The sequence below is a fragment of the Pseudomonas sp. XK-1 genome (assembly GCF_038069885.1).
Lineage (GTDB): Bacteria > Pseudomonadota > Gammaproteobacteria > Pseudomonadales > Pseudomonadaceae > Aquipseudomonas.
Genome location: NZ_JBBPES010000004.1, coordinates 72,727 through 93,911 on the forward strand (window position 1 = coordinate 72,727; position 21,185 = coordinate 93,911).

At 62.0% G+C, this 21,185-nt stretch carries 19 protein-coding genes; 6 read left to right on the forward strand and 13 right to left on the reverse strand.

Annotated features, from left to right (window positions below; all coding sequences use genetic code 11):
* Positions 1 to 44: 44 nt before the first annotated feature.
* The 8 genes from WMW70_RS11305 to ttcA all read right to left on the reverse strand — a co-directional run bounded on the left by WMW70_RS11305 (position 45) and on the right by ttcA (position 6,639).
* Positions 45 to 650, reverse strand: coding sequence for a hypothetical protein (locus tag WMW70_RS11305; RefSeq protein ID WP_341437613.1), 606 nt, complete (start codon positions 648 to 650; stop codon positions 45 to 47).
* Positions 650 to 1,942 (reverse strand): sialidase family protein, encoded by a 1,293-nt coding sequence (locus WMW70_RS11310; protein WP_341437614.1) that lies wholly within the window; start codon positions 1,940 to 1,942, stop codon positions 650 to 652. The genes WMW70_RS11305 and WMW70_RS11310 overlap by 1 nt, the downstream gene beginning before the upstream one ends.
* Before the next feature lie 267 nt (positions 1,943 to 2,209).
* On the reverse strand, positions 2,210 to 2,872 hold the full coding sequence (locus WMW70_RS11315) for an O-methyltransferase (protein WP_341437615.1): 663 nt from the start codon (positions 2,870 to 2,872) through the stop codon (positions 2,210 to 2,212).
* 27 nt (positions 2,873 to 2,899) lie between these two features.
* Complete coding sequence (locus WMW70_RS11320) at positions 2,900 to 3,424, reverse strand: C40 family peptidase (protein ID WP_341437616.1); 525 nt, start codon at positions 3,422 to 3,424, stop codon at positions 2,900 to 2,902.
* 148 nt (positions 3,425 to 3,572) lie between these two features.
* Positions 3,573 to 4,193: a C40 family peptidase gene (locus tag WMW70_RS11325; protein WP_341437618.1), complete on the reverse strand. Its 621-nt coding sequence runs from the start codon at positions 4,191 to 4,193 to the stop codon at positions 3,573 to 3,575.
* 76 nt (positions 4,194 to 4,269) lie between these two features.
* Positions 4,270 to 5,028 (reverse strand): NAD-dependent deacylase, encoded by a 759-nt coding sequence (locus WMW70_RS11330; RefSeq protein WP_341437619.1) that lies wholly within the window; start codon positions 5,026 to 5,028, stop codon positions 4,270 to 4,272.
* 91 nt (positions 5,029 to 5,119) lie between these two features.
* Positions 5,120 to 5,791 (reverse strand): DNA-3-methyladenine glycosylase I, encoded by a 672-nt coding sequence (locus WMW70_RS11335; RefSeq protein WP_341437620.1) that lies wholly within the window; start codon positions 5,789 to 5,791, stop codon positions 5,120 to 5,122.
* A 23-nt stretch (positions 5,792 to 5,814) separates the two neighbouring features.
* Positions 5,815 to 6,639: a tRNA 2-thiocytidine(32) synthetase TtcA gene (gene ttcA, locus WMW70_RS11340; RefSeq protein WP_341437621.1), complete on the reverse strand. Its 825-nt coding sequence runs from the start codon at positions 6,637 to 6,639 to the stop codon at positions 5,815 to 5,817.
* Between the two features lie 135 nt (positions 6,640 to 6,774).
* Between ttcA and WMW70_RS11345 the strand changes: the two genes are divergently transcribed.
* The 3 genes from WMW70_RS11345 to WMW70_RS11355 all read left to right on the forward strand — a co-directional run bounded on the left by WMW70_RS11345 (position 6,775) and on the right by WMW70_RS11355 (position 8,742).
* Positions 6,775 to 7,377, forward strand: coding sequence for a DNA-J related domain-containing protein (locus WMW70_RS11345; protein ID WP_341437622.1), 603 nt, complete (start codon positions 6,775 to 6,777; stop codon positions 7,375 to 7,377).
* A 158-nt stretch (positions 7,378 to 7,535) separates the two neighbouring features.
* Positions 7,536 to 8,135, forward strand: a complete 600-nt coding sequence (locus WMW70_RS11350; protein ID WP_341437623.1) for a Yip1 family protein — start codon at positions 7,536 to 7,538, stop codon at positions 8,133 to 8,135.
* A 112-nt stretch (positions 8,136 to 8,247) separates the two neighbouring features.
* Positions 8,248 to 8,742: a SprT family zinc-dependent metalloprotease gene (locus WMW70_RS11355; protein WP_341437624.1), complete on the forward strand. Its 495-nt coding sequence runs from the start codon at positions 8,248 to 8,250 to the stop codon at positions 8,740 to 8,742.
* Positions 8,743 to 8,837: 95 nt separating this feature from the next.
* Here the strand turns inward: WMW70_RS11355 and trhA are convergent, their stop codons facing one another.
* On the reverse strand, positions 8,838 to 9,455 hold the full coding sequence (trhA, locus tag WMW70_RS11360) for a PAQR family membrane homeostasis protein TrhA (protein ID WP_341437625.1): 618 nt from the start codon (positions 9,453 to 9,455) through the stop codon (positions 8,838 to 8,840).
* 229 nt (positions 9,456 to 9,684) lie between these two features.
* On the opposite strand from trhA, the gene WMW70_RS11365 reads away from it, so the two are divergent.
* Positions 9,685 to 10,419: a S1 family peptidase gene (locus WMW70_RS11365; RefSeq protein WP_341437626.1), complete on the forward strand. Its 735-nt coding sequence runs from the start codon at positions 9,685 to 9,687 to the stop codon at positions 10,417 to 10,419.
* A gap of 25 nt (positions 10,420 to 10,444) precedes the next feature.
* Here the strand turns inward: WMW70_RS11365 and WMW70_RS11370 are convergent, their stop codons facing one another.
* The 3 genes from WMW70_RS11370 to WMW70_RS11380 all read right to left on the reverse strand — a co-directional run bounded on the left by WMW70_RS11370 (position 10,445) and on the right by WMW70_RS11380 (position 14,778).
* A complete protein-coding gene (locus WMW70_RS11370; protein ID WP_341437627.1) occupies positions 10,445 to 11,626 on the reverse strand; it encodes a CaiB/BaiF CoA transferase family protein in 1,182 nt (393 codons plus the stop codon).
* A 142-nt stretch (positions 11,627 to 11,768) separates the two neighbouring features.
* Positions 11,769 to 13,406 carry an AMP-binding protein gene (locus tag WMW70_RS11375; protein WP_341437628.1) on the reverse strand — a complete coding sequence of 546 codons (1,638 nt, stop codon included), beginning with the start codon at positions 13,404 to 13,406 and terminating at the stop codon, positions 11,769 to 11,771.
* A gap of 232 nt (positions 13,407 to 13,638) precedes the next feature.
* Positions 13,639 to 14,778, reverse strand: a complete 1,140-nt coding sequence (locus WMW70_RS11380) for an acyl-CoA dehydrogenase family protein (RefSeq protein WP_341437629.1) — start codon at positions 14,776 to 14,778, stop codon at positions 13,639 to 13,641.
* Positions 14,779 to 15,010: 232 nt separating this feature from the next.
* Between WMW70_RS11380 and WMW70_RS11385 the strand changes: the two genes are divergently transcribed.
* Together WMW70_RS11385 and WMW70_RS11390 are read left to right on the forward strand one after the other, a co-directional pair.
* Positions 15,011 to 17,218: a bifunctional diguanylate cyclase/phosphodiesterase gene (locus tag WMW70_RS11385; protein ID WP_341437630.1), complete on the forward strand. Its 2,208-nt coding sequence runs from the start codon at positions 15,011 to 15,013 to the stop codon at positions 17,216 to 17,218.
* A gap of 146 nt (positions 17,219 to 17,364) precedes the next feature.
* Positions 17,365 to 18,363, forward strand: coding sequence for an AraC family transcriptional regulator (locus tag WMW70_RS11390; RefSeq protein WP_341437631.1), 999 nt, complete (start codon positions 17,365 to 17,367; stop codon positions 18,361 to 18,363).
* A gap of 127 nt (positions 18,364 to 18,490) precedes the next feature.
* On the opposite strand, the gene WMW70_RS11395 is transcribed toward WMW70_RS11390, so the two are convergent.
* Positions 18,491 to 21,091: an EAL domain-containing protein gene (locus WMW70_RS11395; RefSeq protein ID WP_341437632.1), complete on the reverse strand. Its 2,601-nt coding sequence runs from the start codon at positions 21,089 to 21,091 to the stop codon at positions 18,491 to 18,493.
* Positions 21,092 to 21,185: the final 94 nt, after the last annotated feature.

Consider the following 21,185-nt stretch of genomic DNA (forward strand, 5'->3'; position numbering starts at 1 on the left):
CCCTCAATCAGCAAATCGTCTGGAGTGTCAGGAGCACGCGCCGCTTACAGGCGCATGGGCAACTGGGTCTTACGCTGCCTCAAGCCGAGTCGAATGACCGCATGCCAGATCAGCGCGCCCCAGCAGTAGAGCGCAAGCAGCGGGTCGATCAGGTAATCCCAGTAGTTGCCCGAGGACTTGAGGCCGAGGCTGAAGGCCAGCGTGGCCAGTCCGAGCATCCAGACCCCGAGCCAGTTGCGCGCCAGCAGCAAGGCCAGCGCCACCAGGGCCAGGACCACCAGCAAGGAGCGCGGGCTGTAACCCAGGCGATAGGGATCGGAGGCGGTCAGGCCCAGGGTAGCCGGATAGAGGAACAGCGCCAGCAGGCCAAACAACAGCAGCAGCTGCAGCCCCTGCGGAGCCTTCAGTCGGGCCAGCAGGCCGATGCGCACCAGGCTGGCGAACAGCAGCGCCAGTAATGTGGTGATGGCCAGGTCGTCGGTAAAACTGCGCACGTAGGCGGCCAGCGACAGACCGGCAAGAGGGACAAAGCCGATCAGCAGGCAGCCCAGCAGGACCAGGCTGCGCCCCCCGGATAACAGGCCGAAACCGGGAATCAGCAGAAACAGCAGCAGGGCGAAGGTCAGGTGGGCTTGCCAGAGTTCAAGCATTACAAGCGCTCCTTGAGCCAGGCATCGTTGAAGCTGATGTGTTTGATAAAGCTGTTGTTCCAGGAATACACCAGGTGGTAATTGCCGTCGGTACTCTTGATGAAATAGGGGTACTCGTACTCGAAGTCGCAACCATTCTTCTTGCACACCCGCTGATCGAGGTTGCCCAGAAACTCATCGAGCAGGCCCTGCCGGCGCGGGCCGCTGGAGAGACGGAACTTGTCGCCGATGATTTCCCGATAGACCTCCGGCTCGAACGGGTTGCCCTCGAAATCCGGCGATTCGTCGAGTTCGATCACCGGCGTCCAGAAATCCATCTCCTCGTTGGTTTCCATCAGGCTCAGGCGGAAACGGCCGTCTTCCAGATCGTTCATCGCCACCAGCATGCCCTGCCCCGGAGTCACCACGGCGGCCAGCGAAGAATTCGGGTTGGATGGATCCTCGGGATAGGGCTCGCTCCAGGTCTGCCCCGCGTCCTGGGTGCGGCTGGCCAGAATCTGGTGATGGGTGCTGCCGGCGTAGCGCAACAGGGCGATGGCGTTCCATTCATCCAGGGCCACGACCGTGGGCTGCAAGGAATGCTTGCCACTGCTGATGCGCATCTTGTCCAGCACCTCGCCTGCGGGGCTCAAGTACAGGTACTCGGCAAACTTGCCGAGAAACTCGTGGTAAACCGGCAGGCCCATGGAGCCGTCGGCATGGAACACCGGCGCACTGCGCACCAGGGTGCTGATATTGAAAAATGGCGTGGTCACCAGTTGCCTGGGGGCGGACCAGGTCTTGCCCAGGTCATCGGAATGCATGGCATTGATCGCACTGCCCGCCCAGCCGCCGACGGAAACCGAGACGTACAGCAACCACAGGCGCTGGTCCGGGGCCAGGGCGATCACCGGGTTGCCCAGCTTGCGAATATATTTATGCACCGAACCCTGGGTCGACTCGCGGGTGGCCAGGATCAGCTCGTCGCCCCACTCGCCGGTTGCCGCATCGAAACGCGCGCCACGCACCTGCACATCTGCCGCGCCTTCGCGCGAGCCGGCAAACCACACGGACATCAGCCCGCCGTCGGGCAACCCGGTGATGGACGAGGAATGCACGAACTCATTGAGGTCGCTGGAGGCGAAGCGGCTGGTATAGAACGGCTGCCACTCGGCCTCAGCGACCAGCGGTGCAGCCTTGGGCAGGGCAAAGGCAGAAACCTTGTAGGCCGGGCTTGACCACCAGGCCGAGATAAACACCGCAGAGAGGGCTACAAGGCCCATGGAGAGATGGGCGGATCGAAAAGCGCGCATTGCATGACCCTTGATAAACCGGATAACCCGGATAAACGGCTGCCGCGTAGAACAACCGGCACCACGGGGGTGCTCAAGGAGTCGGGAGGAAGGAGCCATAAACACATTGCAGCGGCGCGTAACACGGCGCACCGACCCGCCGCAAACCACTAGCTGCGCTGGAGGATCATGGATTAGTCATATAAATGCAACCTTGCCGAGTGGCACCGCGGGTCGTGGACAGACCACAGCGTTGCACGGACTCGGCATTGGTGGCGACCAACTACTTCAGCGCTTGCGGCACAGGCTCAGGCCGTCGCCCAGCGGCAGCAGCGACAGGTCGATACGCGGGTCATCACGCAGCGCCAGGTTGAGTGCCTGGATCGCCCGGGTATCGGCGCTCTCGGGGTTGAACTCAAGTACGCGTCCGCTCCACAGGGTGTTGTCGAACAGGATCAGGCCACCCGGCCGCACCAGGCGCAGGGCCTGCTCGAAATAGGCCGGATAGTTGGCCTTGTCGGCATCGATAAAGATCAGATCGATCTGCCCCACCAGGCCCTCACCCTCCAGCGCGCTCAGGGTTTCCAGAGCCGGAGCCAGACGCTGTTCGATACGCGCACTCAGCCCCGCCTCGCGCCAGTAGCGCTCGGCGGTGGCGTTGTACTCGCCGGGGATATCGCAGCAGATCAGCCGTCCATCCTCAGGCATGGCCTGGGCCATGCAGAGGGCGCTGTAGCCGGTAAAGGTGCCGACCTCGACAATCAGTCGAGCCCCGCTCAACTGCACCAGCAGCGCCATAAACTGGCCCTGCTCCGGGGCGATCTGCCACTGGGCGTTTACCAGCTGTGCGGTTTCCTCGCGCAGACGCTTGAGCAGCGGCGTTTCGCGCAGGGAGACATCCAACAGGTATTGATAGAGCGCGGAATCGAGATTGAGCGTTCGGTTGGTCATGCGTGCTCCCGCTGCAAACGGCCGCTGTCAGGGATTGCTCGCCAGTTCCGGGGTGAACACGCGCTTGGCGTTCAGGTAGGTGCGCTGCCAGTAACTGTTGCTCAGGCTGTCCAGGCGTACGGTGCCGCCGCTGGAAGGCGCATGAACGAAGCGACCGTCGCCGACGTAGATGCCGGCATGGCTGACCTGACTGCCGCCATTGGTGGCGAAGAACAGCAGGTCGCCGCTTTGCAGGCGGTCGCGGCTGACAACCGGGGCACGCATGCTGATCAGTTCGCGGGTCGAGCGCGGCAGGCTGATACCGGCAGCATCACGATAGACGTAGCCGATCAGACCGCTGCAGTCGAAACCGCCCGCCGGGGTATTGCCGCCATAGCGATAAGGGGTGCCGACCAGACCCAGGGCACGGAACAGCACATCCTCGGCACTGCCATACTGGCTGCCGATGGGGGCATGGATCTGGGGTTGCATGGCCGGGGCTGGCGTACGTCCCGCACAAGCACTGAGCAGGGCGACGAGGGCAAACAGGGCGAAACGGGCGATAACGGTCATGGACGAATGATCCTGAGCCGGGATGCGCCCTACTCTGCCGGCTTGCACATCCTAGTGCAAGCTTTAGCTTTATGCGGCAGGTCGTTGAAAACTATCGACATGAGCCCTGGCGAAGGCTGCCGAGCACTTTCGCCAGCCCAGAACCGGCTCAGGGGTGGCGCGCGACCGACTCACTCGGGGCCAGGGCCAGGGCCCGTTTGGCTTCGAGAAAGGTGCGCGACCAGTAGCGATCGTCCAGGCTGTCGACCCGTACGCCGCCGCTGCGACTGCTGCTGGAATGGATAAACTGGTTATCGCCCATATAGATGCCGGCATGGCTGACGCGATTACGACCATTGGTGCTGAAGAACAGCAGATCGCCCGGCTCCAGCTCGTCGCGCTCGACCAGCGGCGCATCGATATTGATCATGTCGCGGGACGAGCGCGGCAATTGCATGCCCAGCTCTTCCTTGAACAGGTAGCCGATAAAGCCGCTGCAATCGAAGCCCGATTTCACCGAACTGCCGCCATAACGATAGCGGGTGCCCACCAGGGACAGGCCATGGGTCAGGATGCTGTCGGCCAGCTGAGGCAATTCGTAGGGTTTGTCGTCGGCGAAGTCTGCGAGCTCATCCTGCTCTTCGGCAAAAACGGGCAACCGCTTGGCGGCGTGGCCCTGCTGCTGAGTGACCACCGGGGTGGCTGCAGGCGGTTGTGGCGTATGGCTGGCGCAGGCGGCCAGAGCCAGGGAAAGTGCGAGAGGCACGAGGGGTGCGAGGCGTTTGAGCATGGGCACGACCGTGTCGATAGATTCTTTAAGGGCGCGACTATGCCTTCTATGACATCGATTTGCAAATTCTATGGCGCTAAATGTGACTCAGTAGTTTCGGCAACACATCTAACGCCCGCCCTGCCAGATGGACCTCCACCAGGGCGCTCAAATCGGTGCTATCCGGGTTGATTTCGACGCACAGGCCGCCGGCCTGGCGGGTGCGCAGCACGGGCTCGACGATATAGGGGAAGCTGGCGCTGGTGCCGACGCTGAGCACCACCTCGAAGCCCTGGCGCAACTCGGCGTAGAGGCGGGCAATGGCCTGCTCCGGCAGCATTTCCTCGAACAGCACCACCGGCGGACGGAGAACCCCAGCACATTGCCGGCACCTGGGCGGAAGAGGTCGCTTCAGGTGTTCGCTCAGTTCGGGGTCGACAGCCCCGCAGGACTGGCAATACAGCGGGGCCAGCTCGCCATGGATCTCGATCACCCGCTCCATCGGGCTGCCGGCTGCGCGGTGATAGCCATCGATATTCTGGGTCAGCAGCCAGCAGCCGGGCTTTCTGCGCTGCAGCTCGGCGATGGCATGGTGGCCGGCGTTGGCCTGGGCACCCAGACAGGCCTTGCCCAGTTCGGCCAGGTACTTCCAGCACAATGCCGGGTCGCGTTGCAGCATAGGCCCGGACAGCGCCGCCTCGATGGGAAGGCCCTCGGCGGTATGGCCGTTGTACAGGCCGCCCAGGCCGCGGTAGGTGGGCAGACCGGAATCGGCAGAAAGCCCGGCACCGGTGATCACCAGGATGCGTTCGGCTGCGGCAATGGCCTGGGCGACACGGGCAATGACCTCGTCCATCTCAAGCACTCCCACGTAGGGTGGACGACGCTCTTTTCGTCCACCAGCACATCAACAGGTGGATGGAGAAAAACTAACCCACCCTGGCTGCTCAGTGATTGACCGTATACGCCAGCATCATCGACAGCTGGCACAAAGGTCGGTCGCTCTGCTCATGCCACTGGTTGAACACCGACTGCACGGCCGCCAGCTCTTTCAGGCTGGTGGGTACCTTGTCGATGATCTTCTGCGCCTTGAGCGCAGCCACCATGTCATCGGTGGGGACGAAGGTGTCCTTGCCAACCATGCGCAGAAACCGCGGCGCGGACAGGCCGCCGAGCTGAGTGCCGTGCTTGGCCAGGTACTTCCACAGGCCGACGATATCGCTCACCGGCCAGTCGGCGATCAGCGCACCGAAACTGCCCTTTTCCTGACGTACATCGAGGATAAATTGAGCATTGCGCGGCACGCTCTTGAGCTTGCCCAGGTGGCGGATGATGCGCGCATCCTGCATCAGGTTTTCCAGACGCTCGCCGCCCATCAGCACGACCTTTTCCGGATCGAAGCCGAAGAACACCTCTTCAAAAGCCGGCCACTTGGCATCCACCAGGCTGTGCTTGAGCCCGGCGCGGAAGATCCGCAGGCTGAGCACCGATAGATAACGGTCGTCACTGATCGCCCGCAGCTCCTCGGCGCTGCGCGGCTGCGGCAGGCGCGCCTCCAGCTCGGCGGCCGAGCCGAAGCGGTTCAGGCAGTATTCGTTAAGCCATTTGTAGTCGCGCATCGTCCCTCGCCTGTTCCTGTCGCTTACAAATTCATCACATCGACAAAACGCGGGGTGGCGCTGTCGTCGATCTTCAGGCTCTTGAAATCGAACAGATTGCGGTCGGCCAGTTGCGACGGCACCACGTTCTGTAGCGCACGGAACATGATCTCGGTGCGCCCCGGCGACTTGCGTTCCCAGTCCTGCAGCATCTCTTTGACCACCTGACGCTGCAGGTTTTCCTGGGAGCCGCAGAGGTTGCACGGAATGATCGGGAATTCCTTGAGCTGGCTGTAGGCCTCGATATCGCTCTCGCTGCAGTAGGCCAGCGGGCGGATCACCACGTTGCGGCCGTCATCGGCACGCAGCTTGGGCGGCATGGCCTTGAGGGTGCCGCCGTAGAACATATTGAGGAAGAAGGTTTCCAGAATGTCGTCGCGGTGATGCCCCAGGGCCATCTTGGTCGCGCCGATCTCGTCGGCAAAGGTATATAGCGTGCCGCGGCGCAGGCGCGAGCATAGCGAGCAGGTGGTCTTGCCCTCCGGGATCTTCTCCTTGACCACCGAATAGGTGTCCTTCTCGACGATGTGATACGGCACACCGATGGACTCCAGGTAAGCCGGCAGCACGTGCTCAGGGAAACCTGGCTGCTTCTGGTCCATGTTCACCGCAACGATCTCGAACTTGATCGGCGCGACCTTCTGCAGGTGCAGCAGCACGTCGAGCATGGTGTAGCTGTCCTTGCCGCCGGACAGGCAAACCATGACCTTGTCGCCATCCTCGATCATATTGAAGTCGGCAATGGCTTCGCCGGCCTGACGGCGCAGGCGTTTTTGCAGTTTGTTCTGATTGACCGAGAGGGTGCCCATGATGCGCTGGAATCCGGATGCTTACGAAAGTGCGGCATTTTACGCAGAAAGCGTGGCCCACCCTACCCCAATCGCGCGGAAATGTTAGTTTCACAGCCTCTCGCGACGAAACGCCCAGGACCCCGAACGCAGCCGATGAACGATGAACTCGACCCCAGCCTCGACCTCTGCGAGCACGTCCACCAACTGCTGCTGGCCGCCCCGGCCGGCATGGGCGAATACCAGCTGATCCAGCAGCTCAAAGACCGTCACTGCAGCCATATCCCCCACCTGCCGCTGACCGACAAGCTGGTGCTGTTTCGCACGCACTTTCTGCTGTTCAACGCACTCTACCGCCTGCGCGAGCGGCTCTGGGCCGAGGGTACCGGCTTTGTGCGGATCGAGCCGCTGCATATCCAGTTGCTGCCCTATGAGCCCGGGCGCGCCGAACTCGCCGAACATGACCCCTTGCGCGATTACTACCTGGACCTCGACCAGCTGCGCGCAACCGACGAGCGCGACGTGGAGACGCTTCTGGCCAGTTTCTGGACCCGCATGCAGGGCGGCGAGGAAAAACGCGCGGCGCTGGAGCTGTTCGAACTGGACGACGCCCCGCAAGCACTCAGCCTCGCCATTATCAAGCACCGCTATCGCCAGTTGGTCAGCCAGCACCACCCCGACCGTGGCGGCAGCACCGCCCGCCTGCAATCGATCAACAAGGCCATGGAAATCCTGGAACGCTATTACGGGAAGCCTTGAGAGTCCGATTTGCTCTAAGCAGCCCCTCCTCCCGCGCCGATCGCTGCCTATACTGCGACATACGGTCGCATAGGTTCGGCCGCGTACCCGGTGGCGCTGCACACGCGCGCCGGGCACCGCGCTGGGGGGCGACCGCATAATAAAAGGAGGTGTCTGGCATGATCCATCACGTTTGGGGGCTCTTCACCCATCCCGATCAGGAATGGCAGGAAATTCGTGGCGAAGAAGAAACCATCAGCCACATGTATCTCACCCATGTATTGATTCTCGCGGCAATTCCCGCGATCTCGGCCTTTATCGGCACTACCCAGGTTGGCTGGTCAATTGGTGACCGAGCACCGGTGATGCTGACTGAAGCAAGCGCACTGCAGATGACCATCATGACCTACCTGGCGATGCTCGCCGGGATTGCGGTGATGGGGGCCTTCATCCACTGGATGGCGCGTACCTACGACGCCAGCCCCAACCTGACCCAATGCGTGGTGTTCGCCGCCTACACCGCCACCCCGCTGTTTATCGGCGGACTGGCGGCACTCTATCCGCACCTGTGGCTGGCCATGGTGGTGGGCACGGCAGCCATCTGCTACACCGTGTATCTGCTGTATGTCGGCATACCGACCTTTATGGGCATACCCGAGGAAGAAGGCTTTATGTTCTCCAGCTCGGTACTGGCAGTAGGCCTGGTTGTGCTGGTGGCGATGATTGCCGCCTCGGTGATCCTCTGGGGCTTCGGCGTTGGTCCCGTCTACACCAGCTAGCAAGGCTTGACGCAACAGACGAAACCACCACTAGGTGGTTTCGTCGTTTCGGGGCTGTGCTCGGCCCGCACCTTGGGCATAATCGCCTGCCCGCCCCTGACAAGCGCCGTCCATGCCCGAACAACTGCTCAGCCATGTCGAACGCTGCTACCAGCAGGCCGAAGCCTTTTTCAAGCGACCCTTTGCCCGCGCCGAAGTGAGTTTCAAGCTGCGTGGACAGAAGGCTGGCGTCGCCCACCTGACGGAGAACAAGCTGCGCTTCAACCCGCAGCTGTACCGGGAAAACCGCGAAGACTTCCTAAGACAGACGGTGCCCCACGAGGTCGCCCACCTGATCGCCCATCAGCTGTTCGGCCTGAAGATCCAGCCCCATGGCGAGGAATGGCAGCTGATCATGCGCGGCGTCTACGAGCTGCCGCCCAATCGCTGCCACAGCTATGCCGTGCAACGCCGTGCGGTCAGCCGCTATATCTACAGCTGCAGCTGCCCCCAGGGCGAATTCCCCTTCTCGGCGCAGCGCCATGCCATGGTGACCAAGGGTCGCCGCTATTACTGCCGGCGCTGCAAGGTGACCCTGAGCTATACCGGCGAGCAGCGCGTCGAATAAGGCCATGACCCAGGCAGCGGCGCTTGAGTGCGCACAGCCCTGACCTCGTAGGGTGCGCTGTGCGCACCAACGTCGAACAGGCCTAGCAGCTCGCACTACAGAACGTAAAACAGCACCGCAACAAAGTGCATCAGGCTGCCGGCCATCACAAACAGGTGCCAGATGCCATGCCAGTGACGGAAACGGCTGTCGTAGGCGAAAAAGATGATGCCCACCGTATAGAGCACACCACCGCCCGCCAGCCAGGTAAACCCCGCGGTACCCAGCGCCGCGAGCAGAGGCTTGACCGCGACCAGCACGATCCAGCCCATCAGCGCATAGATCAGGATCGACAGCACCCGCGCCTCGGAGCGCGGCTTGATCTCCTGCAGCATACCGACCAGCGCCAGCCCCCAGACCACGCCGAATAGCGACCAGCCCCAGGGCCCGTAGAGGGTAACCAGGCAGAACGGCGTATAGCTGCCGGCGATCAGCAGGTAGATCGACAGATGGTCGAGCTTGCGCATCACCACCTTCGTCCGGCCCTGCAGGCTGTGGTACAGGGTCGAGATGCTGTAAAGCAGCACCAGGGTCAGACCGTAGATGGCCACGCTGACAATCTTGCGCGGCTCGCCGTCCAGGCTCGCCAACACCAGCAACCAGACCGCCCCGATACAGGCCAGAACGGCCCCGATCAGATGAGTCCAGGCATTGAATCTTTCACCCTGATACATAGTTTCCGTTCCCCGGACGGCCATAGCGGCGCGGATGCTGCAGGCTTATGACTGAAAACGCAGCTTTTTGCGAGTCGAAAACGCAGCGCCTCAATGCCTCGGGCAGAGAAAAGCCCCAGGCTTGCGGCTAAGCATGCAACAGTAACGGCCTGGCGACTGTCATAACCTTGGATGCCTTGCCCAGTCGAGTATCTACCCCCTGGTTGCCCCAAACTGCAAGGACCCGTCGATGATCGAACCCATACTGCTCAGTACCGCCCGGATTTCCACCTTCAACCAGCAGAGCCTGCGCACCAACGCCAGCAGCTTCTTCTTCGAGCGCGGCGAGCGACTGTTTCTGGTCACCAGCCGCCACGTGATGGTGGATGCCGACAGCGAGCATTTCCCCGACCGGATCGAGATCGAACTGCACACCGACGCCAGCAACATGGCACAGTCCATCGGTTTCTCGGTACCCCTGTACCGCGACGGCCAGAGCCTCTGGCGGCAGGGTAACGATGCCACCGGCGAGATCGACGTGGCGGTGATCGAACTGGAACGGGCGGCCCTGCCGGACACCATGGTCTACCGCGCCTTCACCCCCGAGCACCTGCTGCAGCCCAGCGATCAGGTCGAGGTGGGCAGCTCCCTGCTGGTGGTCGGCTTCCCCCTGGGCTTTCACGACCAGCTGCACCATATGCCCGTGGTGCGCCAGGCGGTGATCGCCTCCTCCTTCGGCCTGCGTTTCCAGGGCGAGGGTTATTTCCTCAGCGATGCCCGCACCCACCGCGGCACCAGCGGTGCCCCCGTGGTCACCCGGGCAGAGGCCAACCGCGCAGAACGCCTCGGCGACCTGCCCTGGCTGCTGCTGGGCGTGCACTCGGCACGGCTGGATGTCGGCACCCGCGACCTCAAGCTCGATGAAGCCCTGGGTCTGAACTGCACCTGGTATGCCGATATCCTGCTGACGCTGACCGAGCACTAAAGCCGGCAGCTATTTCACCAACTACTCAGGCCACGACCTTGTTGGCCTTCAGCTCGGCAATCCGTTCGGCCGAGTAGCCCAGCTCGGCCAGCACCTGCTCGGTATGCGCGCCCAATGCCGCGCCGATATGGCGGGGCGCTGGCAACCCCGAGGAGAACTTGATCGGGCAGGCGATCTGCCGCTGCGGCTCACTGCCAGCCCGCGGCACTTCGGTAACCAGGCCGCGAGCCTTGAGCTGCGGGTGTTCGACCGCCTCGCTGAGGTTGAGCATGGGTTCCACGCAGGCATCCAGCCCGGCGAACACCTGATTCCACTCGGCGAAGTCGCGCTTCTCGAACTCGATTTCGATCTCGCGTTTGAGCGCCTGCTGATCCTCGGGCTTGGGCGACAGACCGCGAGATGCCAGCTCCGGGCGGCCAATGGCGGCGCAGAACTGCTGCATAAACTGCGGCTCCAGGCTGCCCACCGAGAACCAGCGGCCGTCGCGGGTGCGGTAGTAGTCGTAGAAGCTGCCGCCATTCAGCGCCTGGTTTTCCATCGCCGGTTCCACCCCGGCGGCCAGATAGCCCGCGCCGGCCATGCCATGCAGGCTGAAGGCGCAGTCGGTCATGCTGATGTCCACCTGCTGGCCCTGCCCCGTGGCCTGACGCTGAATCACCGCCGCCAGCAGGCCGATCACCCCGTGCAGCGAGCCGCCAGCAATATCCGCCGCCTGAATCCCCAGCGGCAACGGCCCGGTTTCACGTCGCCCGGTGTAGCTGGCGATACCGGCCAAGGCCAGGTAGTTGATGTCATGCCCGGCGCGGTCCTTGTACGGACCGCTCTGGCCGTAACCGGTGATCGACACGTAGATCAGCTTCGGGTTGATCGCCTTCAGCGCCTCATAACCGACGCCGAGCTTGTCCATCACCCCAGGGCGAAACTGCTCCAGCACGATGTCGTACTCGGCCACCAGCTGCTTGACCATCGCCACCGCCTCGGCCTGTTTCAGGTCCAGGGCGATGCAGCGCTTGTTGCGGTTGAGGTAGGCGTGGCTGGCCGATACGCCGCCATCGTGCGGCGGCAATACGCGCACCAGATCCATACGGCTGGGCGACTCGACCCGCAGCACTTGCGCGCCCATATCGGCCAGCAGCAGGGAGGCGAAGGGCCCCGGCAACAGGATGGAAAAATCCAGCACTTTCAATGACGACAGCGGGCCAGACATAACAGCTCCTTGGGGTAATCGTTAATGCCGATGGGTATCGCTGCGCTCAACCCATCCTACGGTCCTGAACAAATCAATCGCTGGCGCTGCTGTTGTATGGCAATTGCTCGCCAGCAAGCTGGCTCCTACAAAAGCACACGCCTCACTGCCAATGCAGCGGCTGCTTGGCATCCAGCTCGCTTAGCTGATCGGCAAAGCGTGCTTCCAGTACGTTGCGGCGGATTTTCATGGTTGGGGTCATGCAGCCGTTATCCACGGTCCAGGCCTCGCGCACCAGGACAAAGTGGCTAAGCCGCTCGTGGGCCTCAAGCTGGGCATTAAGCTGCTGCAAAGTCTGCGCGAGGTCGGCCGCCACCTGTTCACGCGCCTGCTCACGGGCCGCCGGCGACAGCTCGATCAGCGCCAGTGGTTGATCCAGGTTGCTACCCATCAGACACACTTGCTCGACCCAGAGGTTCTTGGCGATCTCGCCTTCAATCGGTGCCGGGGCAATGTACTTGCCTTTGCTGGTCTTGAAGATGTCCTTCACCCGCCCGGTGATTTTCAGGTAACCGGCCGCATCGACCTCGCCCTTGTCACCGGTATGCAGCCAGCCATCGGTGATGGTTTCGGCGGTTTTCTCCGGGTCCTGGTAGTAGCCCAGCATCAGGCTTGGGCAGCGCAGAAGAATTTCGCCATTCTCGGCGATGCGCAACTCATTGCCCGGCATCGGCCGGCCCACGGTGCCAAAACGCACCTGCCCCGGCCGATTGAAACAGCCGTAGGCCAGGTGCTCGGTCATGCCGTAGCCCTCGCAGATGGTGATGCCGATGCTCTGATACCAGTCGAGCAGCGCGCGCGGAATCGCCGCCGCGCCGCTGACCAGAATGCGCGCCCGATCCAGGCCCAGGCCCTTGCGAATCTTGCGCGCCACCAGGCCGCCGATCAGCGGAATGCGGAGCAGACGCGCCAGCTTGGGCTGCGGCAGCTTTTCCAGCACGCCCTGCTGAAAGCGCGTCCACAGGCGTGGCACGGAGAAGAACACGGTTGGCCGCACATGGCGCAGGTCGCTGGCGAAGGTCTCCAGCGACTCGACAAAGGCCACCCGCCCGCCGCTGTACAGCGCATTCATCTCCACCAGAAAACGCTCGGCTGCATGCGACAGCGGCAGATAGGAGAAATACTGATCCTGCTCGGTAATCTGCAGCTCCTTTACCGAGCGCCCACCGGCTATGGCAAAGGCCTTGGCAGAGAGCATCACGCCCTTGGGCTGGCCGGTGGTGCCAGAGGTATAGAGGATGCTCAGCAACTCATCCGGTGCCTGCGTGTGGCCATCGCGTAACGGCTGATGCGCCGCCAACAAGGCATGCCAGCCGTGGCTGGCCTGGATCGTCGGATACGGCATGGCGATACGAATAACTTCGGCCGGAATGCCCGGCGCGAGCTTGGCCGGCTCATCCAGCTTGCCGAGGAAGATCACCTTGCACTGCGAATGGCGCAGCACGTAGTCGATGCTCTCGGCCGATTGCAGCGGATACAAGGGCACGCTAACCAACCCAGCGAGCATGATCGCCAGGTCGGCGATGATCCACTCGGCGCAGTTCTTCGCCAGCAGCGCGACCCGATCACCCGGTGCGCAACCCAGCGCATGCAAGGCCGTGGCCATGCGCCGCGCCTGCTCATCCACCTGCGTCCAGGTGAAGTCATGCCACTGGCCGTTAACCGGCTGGCTCAGCCAGACCGCATCGGGGCGTTTCTCGACCCAGAGCGCCAGGCGCTCCAGGGGCAGTTGATCGATCATCGCAGTCCCTCGTTCTTATTGTTTGGCAGACAGAAACCTTAGCGCTTGCACAGCCACCCTGTACGCGTTCGGATTAACCTCTGAGACATTAGACATTGCACCTTATAGGAGCGGGCTTGCCCGCGAAGTGAAGTAACCATAGAAACATCGCGGCCAAGGCCCAGGCGTCCCCACCGCTCCTACGGATTTTGCAAAACCTGCCAGCTCTGCAGGCAACCTGTAACCCTCGTGCTCAGAGCTTCATGCCACGGCTGATAATTTCTTTCATGATTTCCGAGGTGCCGGCGAAGATGCGCTGAATGCGCGCGTTCGCGTACATCTTGCAGATCGGGTATTCCCACATGTAACCCCAGCCGCCGTGCAGCTGCACACCCTCATCGACCACCTTGCACAGCAGTTCGGTGGTGAACAGCTTGGCCTCGGCAGCCACTTCCGGGGTGAGTTTCTTTTCGTTGTGATCGGTTACGCAGCGGTCGACAAACACCTGCGCCACGTCGATCTGCGTGCGCATCTCGGCCAGCTTGAAACGGGTGTTCTGGAAGTGCGAGATCGGCCGGTCGAAGGCCTTGCGCTCGCGCACGTAATCGATGGTCACCTGCAGCGCCGCCTCGGCCGCCGCCACCGCGCCGCAGGCGTTGGTCAGGCGTTCCTGGGCGAGCATGTTCATCAGGTAGAAGAAGCCGCCCTTGGCGTCGCCCAGCAGGTTGGCCTTGGGCACCTTGACGTTATTGAAAAACAGCTCGGCGGTGTCCTGGCTCTTCATGCCGAGCTTTTCCAGGTTTTTGCCGCGCTCGAAGCCTTCCATACCCCGCTCGACCAGGAACAGGCCCATGGCGTGCTTGTTGGCCGGGTCTGTCTTGGCCGCGACTATCACCACATCGGCCAGCAGGCCGTTGGAGATAAATACCTTGGAGCCGTTGAGCACATAGTGATCGCCCTGCTCCACCGCACTGGTGCGCATGCCGGCGAGGTCCGAGCCGGCGCTCGGTTCGGTCATCGCCACCGCGAGGATCAGCTCACCGCTGATAATCCCTGGCATAAAACGCGCCTTCTGCTCGGCGTTGCCGTACTCGGCGATATAGGGACCGCACAGCGCCGAGTGCAGCGGCAGCATAAAGCCCGGCTCGTTTATCTTCGCCAGCTCCTCGCACATGATCTGCTCGTAACGGAAGTCCTTGAGCCCCGCGCCGCCATACTCCTCATCCGCCCAAGGCAGCAGAAAGCCCATGTCACCGGCCTTCTTCCACACCTCGCGGCTGACCACGCCGGCCGCTTCCCATTCGTCCTGATGCGGCACCACTTCCTTTTTCAGAAAAGCGGCGAAGGCGTCGCGGAACATATTGTGTTCGGTGTCGAAAATAAGGCGCTGCATGCGGCTGTGCTCCCTGAGCTGAAGTCGTACAGCAGGTTAGGCCCCACGCGCCCGCCGCCTCAATGACCCATGCGCTCAGCCTGGATTGACTCAATCCGCCACGGTCTAAGACTTAAGCAGCATCGCGGCCCTTGGCTATAGTCGTCATAACCCTGTAAAACTCATGAATAATTAGCGCACCGCGCAGCCCCTAGGCTAGGCCGACCTTCAACTTCCGCACTGGCAGACCTTGATGCCCGATACCTTATCCGCCACCCGCCCCCAGGCCGCCCAGACAAATCGTTTCAGCTACACCCTGCTCAGCAGCCTGGCGCTAGTACTTATACTGGTGTGGCTGTTGCCCTCGTCCTCCGAGCTGAAACTGAGCCACGGCTGGTTTCCCGCATGGCTGCATACCAGCACCGAGTTCTTCGCCATCACGGTGGCCATCCTGGTGTTCAGCGTCACCTGGCACAGCTACCGCGCCGAGAGCGCCGGCAACCTGCTGATCCTCGCCTGCGGCTTTCTCGCTGTGGGTTTGCTGGACTTCGTCCATGTCCTGTCCTATCGCAGCATGCCCGATTTCATCACCCCGGCCAGCTCGAACAAGGCGATCGATTTCTGGCTGGCGGCACGTCTGGTGGCCGCACTATGCCTGCTCGCCGTGGCTCTGCGCCCCTGGATGCCGCTGCGCCGCAGCCATAGCCGCTACCTGCTGCTGGCCGCGGCCTTGCTGGTCAGCGCGCTGTTTACCTACCTGCAACTGTGGCACCCGCACTGGTTCCCGCAGATGTTTATCGATGGCCAGGGCCTGACCCCGCTGAAGGTCCGCCTGGAGTGGCTGATCATTGCCCTGTTCGCCCTGGCGGCGCTGCTGTTCTGGCGTGACAGCCTGGGCCCGCAGCCTTACGATGCCGCCGGCCTGTTTCTCGCGGTGGCCCTCTCACTGCTGTCCGAGCTGTGCTTTACCGCCTACAGCAACGTCAACGACATCTACAGCCTGCTCGGCCATCTGTACAAGGTACTGTCCTACTGGTTTATCTACCGCGTGGTGTTCGTTTCCAGTGTGCATGAACCCTATCGCCGCCTGGCCGCCGAAATAGCCGAGCGCCAGGCCGCGGAGCAGAAGATCGAGGTGCTGGCCTTCTACGACAGCCTGACCGGCCTGCCCAATCTCGACCTACTGCGCGACCGCACCGACCAGGCCCTGGTCGCCCAGCGCGGCAGCCCCGAATGTGTCGCCCTGATATTCATGGATGTCGACGGCTTCAAGACCCTCAACGACTCCCTCGGCCACTCCTATGGCGATGCCCTGCTGCGCGGCCTGGCCGAGCGCCTGCGGCCGCTGCTCAAGGCTGGCGACACCCTGTGCCGCTCCGGTGGCGACGAGTTCATCATGCTCCTGCGCGAACTGGAGCATGCCGACGATGCCGCCAACATGGCCCTGCAAATCATGCAGCAGGTGCGACAGCCCTTCAGCATCCTCGGCCGCAGCATCAGCACCTCGCTGTCCCTTGGCGTCGCCCTCGCCCCCCACGACGGCAACAGTTTCGAAAGCCTGCTGCGCAACGCCGAAACCGCCATGTACAAGGCCAAACAGGATGGTCGGCAGACCTGGCGTTTCTTCGATGCGGCGATGAACGACGAAGCCCTGGAACACCTCACCCTGCTCAACGGCCTGCGCCAGGCCATCGACAACCATGAGTTGCTGCTGCACTACCAGCCGCAGATCGACCTGCGCAGCGGCACGCTGATCGGCGTCGAGGCCCTGGTGCGCTGGCAGCATCCGGAACTGGGCCTGCTGCCGCCGGGGCGCTTTATCGCCGCCGCCGAAGAGAGCCGGCTGATCGTGCCCATGGGCGAATGGATACTGCACCAGGCCTGCAACCAGGCTGCCGCCTGGCATTGCGCCGGGCTGAGCATTGCGCAGGTGGCAGTGAATATCTCGGCCATCCAGTTGCAACAGGGCAAGGTCGAGCAACTGGTGCTGCAGGCCCTGGCCAGCTCGCAGCTGCCCGCGCAGATGCTCGAGCTGGAAATCACCGAGTCGAGCCTGCTCGACAAGACCGATCAGGTGCTCGACACCCTCAAACGCCTCAAGGCCATGGGCGTGCGGCTGTCCATCGACGACTTCGGCACCGGCTATTCCAGCCTGGCCTACCTGCGCCATCTGGCGGTGGACAAGCTGAAGATCGACCAGTCCTTTATCCGCGACCTCAACGGCAGCGGCGACAGCCGCGCGATCGTCACCGCCATCGTGCAGATGGCTCGCTCCCTGGGCCTGGCGACCATAGCCGAAGGCGTCGAAGACAACGCCACGGCCCACGCCCTGTATGAGCTGGGTTGTTTCGAAGTGCAGGGTTACCTCTACGCCCGGCCCATGCCCGCCGAACAGCTGCAAGCCTTTATCGAGGCGCACCTGCCCTGGCCGCAACCCAACGGAGCTGCCGGCAATACGTAGGGTGCGCTGTGCGCACCAAGGCAGCCCATCGCACTTTCTGCGCAAAGCGCCCCCCCCCACTAGGGCGGCTGGTCAACACCGGATGCGGCTTGTTGCCGGCACCCGACTCTGGCTAAGATCGCCGAGCCCTTTTCCGAGCCCAACCCATGCGCGAACGCACCATCGCCAGCCATTTTGTCCGCGCCGCCCTGCGTGGTGCCGAGCGCCAGGGCCACGACTGCACACCATTGCTGCGCCAACTGGGCATTCAGCCGGCGCTGCTCGACGAGCCGCGCGCGCGCATCGCCCCCGAGCAGTTCGCCCGCCTGCTGCAATTGCTCTGGGAAAGCCTGGACGACGAGTACCTGGGCTTTGGCCGCCTGCGCAGCAAGCGCGGCACCTTCGCCATGATGTGTTACGCCATCATCCACTGCCGCTCGCTGGAAAAGGCCCTGGGCCGCGGCGCGCTGTTCTACAGCCTGTTCCCCGAAGCACCGACCATCAGCATCCAGCGCGAAGGCGACTGGGCACGACTGACCGTGGACGACTCGACCCTGTGGGACCCCGACCACTTTCTAGTGGAAAGCCTGCTGGTGATCTGGCATCGCCTCGGCAGCTGGCTAATCGGCCAGCGCATCCGCCTGGAGGAAGCCACCTTCACTTACACAGAGCCCGCCCACGCCGGCGAATACGAACTGCTGTTCCCCTGCACCCGGCGCTTCTCGGCTGGGCGCACCAGCCTGCTGTTCCACGCCCGTTATCTGGCCATGCCGCTGCTGCAGGACGAGCGCACCCTCAAGCAGTTCCTCCAGCACTCCCCCGCCGACCTGCTGGCCCGCCCGGATGGCGGCGACAGCCTGATCAGCCAGATCCGCCGCCTGCTCGGCCGCGACTGCAGCAACTGGCCGGACCTGGATGCCGTTGCCCGGCAACTGCATATGAGCCCACAAACTCTGCGCCGGCATCTGCGTGAGGAAGGGTCGAGCTTTCAGGAACTCAAAGACCACCTGCGCCGCGACCTGGCCATCTACCACCTAGGGCGCGATGAGTTGGCGATTCAGGATATTGCCGAACAGCTGGGGTTCTCCGAGCCTTCGGCGTTTCATCGGGCGTTTAAGAAATGGACGGGATTAACGCCGGGGGCTTATCGGGCGCAGGAGGGTTAGGGCGGACAAATAGTAGATGGGTTGAGCAACGTGATACCTAGCAAATTGTTGTAGCGTTTTCACCCTGGACCAGCGCGCAATATTGGGGTTTGGAACGAGCAAAACCTGAGGGCACAAACGCGCCAGCCTATAGGCCCGATGACCGAACCGCGCGCTTGTCAGCCTCGAAGGCTTGCAACCACTGTTTAAGCTCGCTGATCGGCTTGGGCCTGCACAGCCAAAAACCCTGAAGAAGGTCGCAGCCCTTGGCCTTTAGGCGCAGGGCCGTTTCGGCGTTTTCAATCCCTTCACCCACAACCCGGTAGCCTAGGCTGCGCGCCATCTGGATGGCAGTGGCGACAATCACATCGGCGCTTTCACTAATGCAGATATCCTCAATCAGTGATCGATCCAGCTTCAGCTCCGAGGCCGGCAGTTGCTTGAGGTAGGACAGGGAGGAATAACCGCTGCCAAAATCGTCGATGGATATCTGATAGCCCAGTGCAGCCAGACCATTAAGCGCCTGCAGGCTGCGCAGAGGATCGAGCATGGCCGCCGTCTCGGTAATTTCCAGGATTAGCGCGCGCGCCTGCAGGCCACTCTGCTGCAGCGCCAGGTTCAGTAGATCCTCAAGCTCGCTAGACTCCAGGTCGCGAGCGGAGATATTAATGGCGACACTCAATTGGGGGTTGTCATTGTGCAGTTCCGCCAGATCTCTCGTGGCCTGGCCAATGACCCACTGGGTCAGCTGGGTGATCATGCCCGTGCCTTCGGCCAGAGGTATGAAATCTGCCGGATTTACCCAGCCGCGCTCGTCATGGTGCCAACGAATCAAGGCCTCCACGCCGACAATCTGCCCGGTTTTGAGATCCTGCTTGGGCTGGTAATAGAGCATCATCTGGTTCTGCTGCAGGGCATTGCGCAGGTCCGCCATCAGGGTCAGGCGGCTCTCGTTATAAATATCGTACTTGGGCGAATAAATGCCGGTCTCGTTACCGTCCCGGGGCGCGATTTCCATGCCGACATGGGCGTTGCGGATAAGCTCGGCGGCAGATCGGCCGTGCTCGGGATAACTGGCCGCACCGAAGCTAGGTTGCAGTTCAATAGCCAGGTGATCCAGCCATATCGGCTCGGCCAAACGCCTCAACGCGACGTTGAGGGCTGAAAAATCGTTTCCGGCCTTGTCCATGTCAACCAGCAAGCAAAAACAGTCGCCCGACAGGTGATAAACCCGCTCTTCGCGGCCTTGGTCATCGCGAATGGCTTGAATAAAGGGCAGGCCGGCGGCCAGCTCGACCATCTGCTGCGCCACACATTTTATTATCCATTCACTCCTGGCCAAGCCAAGAGTGCGATTGATTTCATCCAAACGGGTAATCCGCGCAAGCCCCACCATATATCGGCGCTCAGGGGCCTGCTGCAGCTGCTGATCCACCATCCACTCAAAACGGTTGCGGTTGGGTAACCCGCTCACAGGGTCGTGGGTCAGGGCCTCGGTAAGCAGGTCCTGCGCGATACTGCGCGACTGCGCCTCCTGCAGGCTGACGGCCTGGGCGGCGATCTTGTCTTCGCGTTCACGATAAAGCCGGTCCGCCAGCGCCAGAGTCAGGATAAAGGCTTCGAGCGCAGAGCCTATCTGCATGCCGTTCTCGGTAAAGAAATTCTCAGGAAAGCCCCCGAGCGCGCGCCCCGCAGTGGCAAGCACCCCGATCGTCAAGGGCGTCCAGGCCAGGGTAAAAAATGCCCCGGCCCGCACACCTGCCATCCAGACCACCGGGCCAGCGACCAATAGCAGCGAGAAAAAAAACAGCGCAGAAAACGAGGCCAGCTGGATACCCCGGTGATAGTCGAGAAAAGGCGCGGAGAAGAGGAACAGCAGCTCGAAGACCATCATGCCGATCAGCACTTTATCCAGCCGCGGGCTGTTAATTCGGGTATTCAGGAACTCCCGGCAGAACAGCAGGGAAAACAGCGCCAGGGCGGGTATCGACACCAGCAGCGCCTTGGCGTGCAGTGCCGGCGACTGGGGATAGAGGTGCTGAAAACTGAAGCCTTTGATGGAGGCGAAAAACAGCAAATAACCAAGGAGTGCGAGGGCGTAGTAGAGATACAGCTTCTCGCGCAGGCTCAGGTACACCGCAAGGTTGATCAAGATGATGACAAAAATGCAGCCGTAGTAGAAAAAATGCAGCTTCAACTCATAGGCGGCGGTTTCAAAAAAACTCTGCTCGCGCGCGATACGCAGCGGCACGATCATAGACCCGGCCGTCGCGACCCGAACAAAGACAGTCTGCATCTCTTCGGAAGCCAGGGACAGGCGCAACAACATGCTCGGATGATCCACATCACGTGGATAAAAAGGCCGGCTGTCGCCGGTTTTCAATTCTTTGACGGGTGCGCCATCGGCAAAGACGTAAAACACCACATCGTCCAACTGGGAGTAGCTCAGTTCGGCAATCAAGTTCAAGTTGAGTGGGGTTTGGTTGCGCACGGCAAAGCGTAGCCAGTAAGCCGACTGCGTAATGCCGAAAGTGGCACTGCCATTAGCGACCAGGGACCAGCGATCATCCGGCAGGTTGACCACCTGATCAATCTGAGCGTCGCCTGCGGTGTCTTCCCAGTACTGGAAATGGGCCTGAATACTGGCCGCTGGAGTGATTTCAATCGGCTCTGGTTGCGCCAAAACCTCAAGACTCAAACAGGCAACTACGGCGGCAACCAGAAGGCTTAACGCCCGGTTCAGATGCACGGAATGATGTCTCCATCAGCGGCCAGTGGATGGCACTTTATTTTTTTTATTGCTCGCAGTGTAGACCTTTGATGCCTGAAGGGAAGCTCTGCGA

Excerpts from the sequence above, each read along its gene's own strand:
- WMW70_RS11310 (WP_341437614.1), bottom strand. The coding sequence starts at position 1,942 with ATGCGCGCTTTTCGATCCGCCCATCTCTCCATGGGCCTTGTAGCCCTC.
- WMW70_RS11355 (WP_341437624.1), top strand. The coding sequence starts at position 8,248 with ATGCCCGAACAACTGCTCAGCCATGTCGAACGCTGCTACCAGCAGGCC.
- WMW70_RS11390 (WP_341437631.1), top strand. The coding sequence starts at position 17,365 with ATGCGCGAACGCACCATCGCCAGCCATTTTGTCCGCGCCGCCCTGCGT.
- WMW70_RS11305 (WP_341437613.1), bottom strand. The coding sequence starts at position 650 with ATGCTTGAACTCTGGCAAGCCCACCTGACCTTCGCCCTGCTGCTGTTT.
- WMW70_RS11320 (WP_341437616.1), bottom strand. The coding sequence starts at position 3,424 with ATGACCGTTATCGCCCGTTTCGCCCTGTTTGCCCTCGTCGCCCTGCTC.
- trhA (WP_341437625.1), bottom strand. The coding sequence starts at position 9,455 with ATGTATCAGGGTGAAAGATTCAATGCCTGGACTCATCTGATCGGGGCC.
- WMW70_RS11365 (WP_341437626.1), top strand. The coding sequence starts at position 9,685 with ATGATCGAACCCATACTGCTCAGTACCGCCCGGATTTCCACCTTCAAC.
- WMW70_RS11370 (WP_341437627.1), bottom strand. The coding sequence starts at position 11,626 with ATGTCTGGCCCGCTGTCGTCATTGAAAGTGCTGGATTTTTCCATCCTG.
- WMW70_RS11380 (WP_341437629.1), bottom strand. The coding sequence starts at position 14,778 with ATGCAGCGCCTTATTTTCGACACCGAACACAATATGTTCCGCGACGCC.
- WMW70_RS11315 (WP_341437615.1), bottom strand. The coding sequence starts at position 2,872 with ATGACCAACCGAACGCTCAATCTCGATTCCGCGCTCTATCAATACCTG.
- WMW70_RS11350 (WP_341437623.1), top strand. The coding sequence starts at position 7,536 with ATGATCCATCACGTTTGGGGGCTCTTCACCCATCCCGATCAGGAATGG.
- WMW70_RS11335 (WP_341437620.1), bottom strand. The coding sequence starts at position 5,791 with ATGCGCGACTACAAATGGCTTAACGAATACTGCCTGAACCGCTTCGGC.
- WMW70_RS11375 (WP_341437628.1), bottom strand. The coding sequence starts at position 13,406 with ATGATCGATCAACTGCCCCTGGAGCGCCTGGCGCTCTGGGTCGAGAAA.
- WMW70_RS11330 (WP_341437619.1), bottom strand. The coding sequence starts at position 5,028 with ATGGACGAGGTCATTGCCCGTGTCGCCCAGGCCATTGCCGCAGCCGAA.
- WMW70_RS11325 (WP_341437618.1), bottom strand. The coding sequence starts at position 4,193 with ATGCTCAAACGCCTCGCACCCCTCGTGCCTCTCGCACTTTCCCTGGCT.
- WMW70_RS11385 (WP_341437630.1), top strand. The coding sequence starts at position 15,011 with ATGCCCGATACCTTATCCGCCACCCGCCCCCAGGCCGCCCAGACAAAT.
- ttcA (WP_341437621.1), bottom strand. The coding sequence starts at position 6,639 with ATGGGCACCCTCTCGGTCAATCAGAACAAACTGCAAAAACGCCTGCGC.
- WMW70_RS11345 (WP_341437622.1), top strand. The coding sequence starts at position 6,775 with ATGAACGATGAACTCGACCCCAGCCTCGACCTCTGCGAGCACGTCCAC.